Below are 2,601 nucleotides of genomic sequence, written 5' to 3'. Positions count from 1 at the left end.
AAAGTGGAAAAGGTATAGAAATTGGTGTAGGGAGTGGTCGATTTGCCGCACCTTTGGGTATTAAATTAGGGGTTGAACCATCGAACAAGATGAGGAAGATCGCAAAACAGAGGGGAATCGACGCTATAGATGGTTTTGCAGAAGCCCTTCCCTTTGATAATTTACAGTTTGACTTTGCATTAATGGTCACCACGATTTGCTTTTTGGATGATCCAGAAACTGCATTCAGGGAAGTATATAGGGTATTAAAAGTCGGTGGATGTTTGATAATTGGATTTATAGATAAGGATAGCCCGGTCGGAAAACTTTATCAAGATCATAAAGAAGATAGCGTATTTTACAAAGTAGCTACTTTCTACTCAGTCAACAAAGTTATTCTTCTCCTGAAGAAAGCGGGTTTTAAAAATTTCAATTTCACTCAAACAGTTTTTCATAATTTAGCTGAGATAAAAACTGTTGAACCATTTAAAGAAGGGTATGGAGAAGGCTCATTCGTCGTGATTAAAGCAACAAAATGAAGGAACTCGGCAACTTCGCACAACAGCGGATAAAAGGCTCACTTCGTTCGCTAAAATTTGCCTGTCGGCAAACTTCTTTTATCCGCAAAGTGTTATGCACCATTTTGGGCTTAGTTATTATAACTTCGGTATTGTTAGGAAAGTATTTGAGCAAGAAAAATTATAAGATTATCGAGGGAAAGTAAATTAATTATAGAAATACTTATTGAAATATTGTGGAAACCGAAGAATTTGTCTTGAACATTCCCTCCGCTTCAAGATTAGAAAAAGTAAATATTGCTGTAGTAAAATTTCCTGCTGAAATAGACGAATTTGAAAAAGCAAAATTTACACCAACACCGGCTTCTCAGATAAAGGCACCTTTAATTGCTGAGTGCAGGTCTCATTTTGAGTGTAAATTATTGAGTATTTATGAAATAACCGATACTCTAGAGTTATTATAGTTGGAGAGGTGATTACTGTTTCAATAGACCGAGAAATTTTTTTGAAAGATTTTGCCAAACAAAAAGGCCAATTAGATCCCTTATTTTATGTTCACGAGGTGGGGCTTATTTCGGATTGGGAAGATATGTAGTTAAAAGATAATAAAATTTATTAGGAGTATGTATATTAAATGAGAACTTATTTAGATTGTATTCCCTGTTTTTATAGGCAAGCTTTAGAAACAGCTAGACTTGCTGGGGCAAATGAGATTGTAATAAAAAAGATTATAGATGAACTTTCTAAGTTAATACCTGATTTCCCCTTAGAGGCGAGTCCTCCAGAGATGGGGAGAACTATTTATGCTTTATTAAGAAAGATAACGGGAGTGAAAGATTCCTTTAAAGAGATTAAGGAAAATAGCAATAAATTTGCTTTAAATCTTTATCCCGAATTAAAACGAAAAATAAACAATTCAGAAGATAGACTTTTAACTGCCGTAAAGTTATCTATTGCTGGTAATGTTATTGACTATGGGGTAAAAAATTCAATAAATGTGGAAGAAGAGATAAATAAAATTTTTAATGAGGATTTTAAAAGCGATAATGATAATAATAAAACTATATTTAGATATCAAGAATTTAAGGAAATTTTATCTAAGGTTAAACATATAATTTATTTAGCTGATAATGCAGGAGAGGTCGTTTTTGATAGATTATTGATAGAGGAATTAACAGAAAAATTAGGGAAGCAGGTTATTTATGTAGTAAGAGATAAACCAGTTATTAATGATGCTTTAATGGAAGATGCTATATTTTGCGGAATAAATAAAGTAGCAAAGGTTATCTCAAGCGGATCAGATGCTCCTGGAACCATATTGAAACATTGCTCTTCAGAATTTATAGAATTATATCAGAACGCAGAATTGATCATTAGTAAAGGTCAAGGAAATTATGAGTCCCTCTCTGAAGAAAATAAACCTATATTTTTTCTATTTAGAGCAAAATGTCCGGTAATAGCTGAGGATGTTGGTTGCAAGATTGGGGATATGGTTTTGGTAGGCAGGTGAAAATAAGTAATAAATATTAATAAAAAAATAGAAGCCACTTATGTATTAGCAATAAAAATATTTGAAGATTTTAAAACTATAGTGGGAAAATTAGGGGAAATATATTTTAGAGAAGGATATTATATTTATGTTGGTTCAGCTAGGGGCTGTTTGGAAACCCGATTAAGAAGGCATTTGAGAAAAGATAAGAAAATCTATTGGCATATAGATTATCTCTTAGAGAATGAGAAAGTTTGGGTTTCGCAGATTTGGGCGATTCCAAAATCAATTGAGTGTGAGATAGCTAATGTATTTAATAAAGAACTAAGTTGTGAGATAGTTAAAAAAGGTTTTGGCTCTTCAGATTGTAATTGCCTAACTCATTTATTTTATATAAAGAATAAGAAAAAAGCAGAAAGTATTTTAAAGGAAATAGGTTTTTCTGAAATAATAGATTTGAACTTTAAGATATCCATTAATAAATAGAAAAAACATTATAAAATTATTTGATAAATAGAAATTAATATTTTTCAATAATATTCCCGACTTCCGCACTTTTTCCCCTATTCAAAACCAGAACTCCAATAAAATAAGGGGTTTCAGTTTGAAAGGTCA

Annotated in this window: 4 protein-coding genes; all 4 read left to right on the top strand. The window is 31.8% G+C overall.

Going from position 1 to position 2,601, the window contains the following annotated elements; translation table 11 throughout:
• On the top strand, positions 1 to 518 hold a 518-nt coding region (locus COZ07_RS05550; RefSeq protein ID WP_406607588.1), incomplete at its 5' end, for a class I SAM-dependent methyltransferase.
• A gap of 215 nt (positions 519 to 733) precedes the next feature.
• Positions 734 to 961 carry a flavin reductase family protein gene (locus COZ07_RS05545; protein WP_406607587.1) on the top strand — a complete coding sequence of 76 codons (228 nt, stop codon included), beginning with the start codon at positions 734 to 736 and terminating at the stop codon, positions 959 to 961.
• A gap of 170 nt (positions 962 to 1,131) precedes the next feature.
• Positions 1,132 to 2,007 carry a DUF89 domain-containing protein gene (locus COZ07_RS05540; protein ID WP_406607586.1) on the top strand — a complete coding sequence of 292 codons (876 nt, stop codon included), beginning with the start codon at positions 1,132 to 1,134 and terminating at the stop codon, positions 2,005 to 2,007.
• A gap of 81 nt (positions 2,008 to 2,088) precedes the next feature.
• On the top strand, positions 2,089 to 2,472 hold the full coding sequence (locus COZ07_RS05535) for a DUF123 domain-containing protein (RefSeq protein WP_406607585.1): 384 nt from the start codon (positions 2,089 to 2,091) through the stop codon (positions 2,470 to 2,472).
• The last annotated feature ends 129 nt before the right edge of the window (positions 2,473 to 2,601 follow it).

Source organism: Candidatus Infernicultor aquiphilus (genome assembly GCF_002784285.1).
Classification (GTDB): domain Bacteria; phylum Atribacterota; class Phoenicimicrobiia; order Phoenicimicrobiales; family Phoenicimicrobiaceae; genus Infernicultor; species Infernicultor aquiphilus.
The sequence above is the reverse complement of the archived record's forward strand: the minus strand, read 5'-3'. Positions and strand labels throughout refer to the sequence as shown.

Coding starts and splice junctions, on each gene's coding strand:
- COZ07_RS05540 (WP_406607586.1), top strand. CDS start 1,132: ATGAGAACTTATTTAGATTGTATTCCCTGTTTTTATAGGCAAGCTTTA.